The sequence below is a fragment of the Butyrivibrio proteoclasticus genome (assembly GCF_900115735.1).
GTDB classification, from domain to species: domain Bacteria; phylum Bacillota; class Clostridia; order Lachnospirales; family Lachnospiraceae; genus Butyrivibrio; species Butyrivibrio proteoclasticus_B.
Genome location: NZ_FOXO01000062.1, coordinates 1 through 4,690, shown reverse-complemented (window position 1 = coordinate 4,690; position 4,690 = coordinate 1). Strand labels below are relative to the sequence as shown.

5 protein-coding genes and 1 pseudogene are annotated in these 4,690 nt (G+C 39.0%); all 6 read right to left on the bottom strand.

The genetic code is table 11. From position 1 onward, the window contains the following. Nucleotides 1–396: 396 nt before the first annotated feature. Entirely contained in the window at nucleotides 397–1,140 is a 744-nt protein-coding gene (locus tag BM146_RS18795) for a hypothetical protein (RefSeq protein ID WP_074892202.1), read from the bottom strand. Next, nucleotides 1,134–2,012 (bottom strand): MarR family transcriptional regulator, encoded by an 879-nt coding sequence (locus tag BM146_RS18790; protein WP_177201755.1) that lies wholly within the window; start codon nucleotides 2,010–2,012, stop codon nucleotides 1,134–1,136. Before BM146_RS18790 ends, BM146_RS18795 begins: the two co-directional genes overlap by 7 nt. A gap of 284 nt (nucleotides 2,013–2,296) precedes the next feature. Next, nucleotides 2,297–2,719, bottom strand: a pseudogene (locus BM146_RS18785) (DNA polymerase beta superfamily protein); the annotation flags it as partial. After that, on the bottom strand, nucleotides 2,719–3,753 hold the full coding sequence (locus BM146_RS18780; RefSeq protein WP_330391888.1) for a nucleotidyltransferase domain-containing protein: 1,035 nt from the start codon (nucleotides 3,751–3,753) through the stop codon (nucleotides 2,719–2,721). The pseudogene BM146_RS18785 and the gene BM146_RS18780, both read right to left, overlap by 1 nt. Before the next feature lie 7 nt (nucleotides 3,754–3,760). Continuing rightward, nucleotides 3,761–4,075 carry a multidrug transporter gene (locus BM146_RS18775; protein WP_074892199.1) on the bottom strand — a complete coding sequence of 105 codons (315 nt, stop codon included), beginning with the start codon at nucleotides 4,073–4,075 and terminating at the stop codon, nucleotides 3,761–3,763. A gap of 14 nt (nucleotides 4,076–4,089) precedes the next feature. Further along, nucleotides 4,090–4,690 (bottom strand): sigma-70 family RNA polymerase sigma factor (locus BM146_RS18770; RefSeq protein ID WP_278308535.1); only part of this gene is annotated, 601 nt, incomplete at its 5' end.

Sequence of the window (4,690 nt, the reverse complement as noted above, 5' to 3'; positions counted from 1 at the left end):
TGCAAATGTAAAAGAAGACATGAACTTCAGAAGATATTTGTATAAGGGGACGAAGAATGTTCTTGCACAAAGCGTGTTGCTTGCAATCGGATTCGATATCAATAAACTGCATCACAAGATCATGGCCGGCCGAACAGGAACTCATCTTTTTTAGCTAAAGAAAACGGCATAATTTTTGATCCTTAAAAATCAAACTCTTGTATCTGATCCGAAGATATCTTCGGACTATTAAGTTACTCTAAAAATATGAGATATGAGCAGAAAGCAGATATAAGTACCGATTTTTAGGCCTGAAAAAGGGCCATCGCCCAGATGATTTAATCATCTAATGCGACAGCCCCCTTTGTCTACAGTCTGAAAGCGCCTCCTAAAAGGCGCTTTTCCTATTAATTGTTCTTATAAGTACTTTGAACGAAGGATTTCTAAAACATCCTCCATAGATATCTGTAATCCAAGCTGCTCTGTCCTTACAGGTTCAGATATAACTTCTGTCAGAAACGCTTCAATACTCTCGCGAACAAGTCCTTCGGTCTCTATGTTTACTTCAGGGGCAACTATCTGAAGAAGCCTGAACACATCATTCTTATGCTTTTTATAGTCGCGTTCATTAACATGTTCCCCTTTTGATTTTCTTCGCTTCAGATCAACCCAGGCATACATTTTAAAAGGAATTATATAATCAGCACCTAAAACACTGATACCATCAACAACTCTTCGCCCTTTTAACATAAAATCATAAAAATCATCGTTCAATAGAATTGCCGATAAACTAGAAGTATCATCATCTATATGAATTGGTATAATCCCTTCTTCGACTTCAAGATTGTACCCAGGCTTTCTTGAAAACAGTTCTATCATCACAGGATATCCATCAATCGGCTCAGTGAATCTGTAAAAATGCATTTTATCACTGTTTTTCCAGCCGCATTTGTATTTGCCTTCCTTGATATATTCCCAAAAGTTTTTTGCAAACTCTTCCTTTTTATCCTCTAAGATCAGAATCATATCAATATCTTTGGTCAGCCTGAAATCAATATCAGCCTCCGACATAAGAATATCGCAGGCTGCTCCTCCAATGACTGTGTAGCAATCTTCAAATCCTCTGAATTTATCTCTAAAAGAATCAATTCCCGCTACCATTTATACTCCTCCAAAAAACTTTGCAATTCGCCTTCAATACGTTCATCCGCATTGTCTGACAGGCTCATGGCGAGTGATACCGGATCTACTTCGCCGTTATTTGCAAATAGTCCCGGATCATATTTCCAAAGTTCTACCCTACTCGTCGTAATATCATCCTGCCATCTCGTATCTATCTCTTCAAAGCTACTCACAATATCGCTGCCTTTAACGACAGCATATACATCCTCGCTTGGTGCAGCAAGCATGCTATGTCTGCTTAGCATCGTTTCTCCGGCGATGAACAATCCTTCTTCTTTTGTAATCTCTGTATGGACAACCTTCTGCACAGGGTTGATCAGATAATCCTTTGCTACCTCAAATAGCTCACGCCCTCTATAGTTAGGAACCATCCTTATCTCTTTTCCTACACGTTCTTCTCTGATAAGGTCCATCTGCTTAAGTTGCTCTGAAGCTCTGGTAATTGACATTTTTGTCAATCCAAGATCATCTGCAGCCTGCTTTTTTATGAAAAAGTCATTTCCACTTTTGTATAACAGATAAAGAAAAAGGCATTGCGTTGCTGGCATCATTTTGTCTGTAGACACAATCATTTTTCTTTTTAAGTTATTACTAAGCATTACCCCAAGGAAAGGCAAAAAAATCTGATCCGGTAATGAAATAAACGGAATCTCTTTTGCTATCAACGCATCTCTTTGTACTCTTGTGATGTCATCAAAGCAAAATGCCACATTAAGCCCTGTCTTTTCCATATACTGAGAAAGCTGCTTTTTAAATGCCACAACGCCGAATTTCTCCTTGTCTGACAATTTGACAATCAAAAATGATGCATCTCCCATTACAGCACTATAGAAGACTCTTCCTGATACCATGTATAAAGGTAACCCTTTTAGTTTAATTTGTTCCAAATGACAGTTTATACCAAAGGCGTTTTTTAAAGCATTTTCCAGCATAATATCACCTCGATAACATTTTTCTTTTATAGTAACATTAAATATGTTATCGTTCAATATTTATGTTACTATCCTGCAAATCTCAATGATATTAAACCCAAAAACAACATCTATGCTTTTTTATTTTAATAGGAAAGTTCAGTCCTGTCATTTAACGTGTGGTTGATAAAATCAGTATTAGTTCGTAATGTAATCCAGAATCTCTCTTGGTATGTCTTGTTTGCAGTCCCATAATAGTGATATACTGCGGATTTCTCGGAAAAATACTGCTTTGATACTTCAGTTATCTTTTACCATTCCGGTGTAGTCCTGTAAACAATTGGTGATCCGCTCCATTCAAAAAGAGTGGCATTTACTCGTGCAAACTGCAAAAGAGCTTTCTTTAAATCCCATCCATTGATATCCAGAACTTCATCAAGCTGCCATTCAATAACATCTCTTGGTTCATTCAGTTTCAGATAGTCCTCTTTCCTTCTTACATAAACAAAGCGTACATCATAGTCACTATCCGGCGATGCAAAGCCCCATGCTCTGCTTCCAGACTCAATCGCATGCAGAATATGGACATTTTCCTTTGCCTCTATCTCATCAAGTTTTTCATTTATCTCTTTTACAATATCTCTCATCAAAACTCCTCATTAACAGCAATCCTGTTGATTCTCTCAACAAACTTCTCAACTTTCTCCATGTCAGGATTGTCCGGAAGCTTAGTCGTGGCCGCAGCTTCATCAAGCCTTCTCTCATATTCCTCCAGAAGTTCATAAAACTCCTCAGAAAAGGTTCCGTCTTCCTTCATGAAATCGCCTTTTCTGATCGCAAGCAGCGTAGGAAGATCGTTTACTCTATGGGTAATGATCTCACCCTTTTCAAGAATATCAATGGCCATCATAAACAGTCTGATAAGATGCATAGCATGCTTATTCAGATGGTTGTCATCCTTTTTCTTGTTACGCTTTCCAATCTTGTCATAGTCTCGGACAACACTTCTCATCACTCCCCAAAGATCAGTGTAGTCCCTAAGCGGAAAGTGTTCATAGTTAGCATCCACAAAAATCTCTGTATCCAGCTCTGGATTTTCAGCCTTATCAATGTAAAGCCTGATATCTCCGTTCTTGCCATAATATCTTCTGTTCACATCATCCAGAGCGTTCATAACAGATTTCAGAATATGCTTTTCCCTGTCGCTCTGAGGAAGCGTATCCCTTGCTATGGCGTTTTGAAGCCTGCGAAGTTGAGCGTCAGCATATCCTCCAAAAGACTTGATAGCTCTTTTGGACAAAAATAGATGTGTATTATCTATAAGTTCCTGTCCTAGATCTGATTTGATAAGATACTGGTCCTCATCAAGTCCTAGCATTTCACAAGTGTTTGGGTTGCACTCTAAAAGAAGCTTAACCAGCTTATTGAAACCATAAATAACTGTATCTGTTTTGTCATCTTCGTACTGGTCAAATTCAGTCATTCCCAACAGATCAGATGGCATCTGAAGTGTCACTCCCCTGAAATCGATATCGCTGCCTTCATTGTTGGTACCATATGAATAACTGCCTCCAAGGCCCAGCAACATTATTCTATCTCCAAGTCTTTCATTTGTCCGGAGGAAATCATACTCCTCCGAGTTCATTAACTTCTTAAAATCCATTACAATCCCAAACCCCATTCTGAACTCATCTAACCATACGCTCTACTATTTCTTTAGTTTCATCACTGAATCCATCAAGGTCCTTCATTGAGATAACCTCATAACCCACCAATGACGCCAGATGCACATGGAAATTTGATCTTCTGACATCCTGCAAAAGAACTCCTGGATTCTTCCTGTCTGCCTTAATCTTCTTTTCAAGCTCCCAGAACTTGTCAGATGCAAGCCCATCACCTTTGAGGAACTCAATGTAGTCTTTGATCAGCTTTTCCATGTAGTTCTCCTGCCAATCAGGAAGGTACTTTCTGAAAAGCTTCCAGTCTCTTTCATTTACGTCCATACTACTCAACCCTCTCAAACAAAATGACTTCTATCCTGAATATTCACACCCAGGCCCTCATCATATAGCAGCTTCTCTATATGCGTAGCTGCATAGTCACCAATTCCAAATACTTGCCACTCCCATCTCTTTTGACGGGCAAGAAGAACAAGCAGCCCCACGTTATCAATTCCCATATTCAAAAGACATTTGATATTCTCAGAACCAAGGCCTTTAATACTGCCAAGTTCGTCATACACCCGCTTCGACTGCTCATATTTTCCCAAAGTTTCAAATGCTACAGAAAGTCCAACCACTGCTTTCTTATGATTCTTCACAGTTGCCTCATATCCATCTTTGATCCACTGGAAACTAATATCTCTTTTTAGCCTACGTATTGCAAGGTTACACACCTGTCCTGCTCTTCCGTCAGAAACACCAAGCTTTTCACCAATTTCTTTATAGGTCAAACCCTCTTGGAATCTATACCTTATAACTTCCTGCTCTCTTTCCTTTATCATGGGAATCGCATACTCAAGGCCCATAATCTGGTCATCTGTTGGTTCCTTTTCTAATCCAAGAGCCTTAAAAATATTCTGCGGATAGTCAGTTTTTTTCTTTTTCGTCTTTACTTCT

Bases quoted from the DNA above. Each gene is read 5' to 3' on its own strand.
- BM146_RS18795 (WP_074892202.1), bottom strand. From the start codon at position 1,140: ATGGTAGCGGGAATTGATTCTTTTAGAGATAAATTCAGAGGATTTGAA.
- BM146_RS18790 (WP_177201755.1), bottom strand. From the start codon at position 2,012: ATGGTATCAGGAAGAGTCTTCTATAGTGCTGTAATGGGAGATGCATCA.
- BM146_RS18780 (WP_330391888.1), bottom strand. From the start codon at position 3,753: ATGGGGTTTGGGATTGTAATGGATTTTAAGAAGTTAATGAACTCGGAG.
- BM146_RS18775 (WP_074892199.1), bottom strand. From the start codon at position 4,075: ATGGACGTAAATGAAAGAGACTGGAAGCTTTTCAGAAAGTACCTTCCT.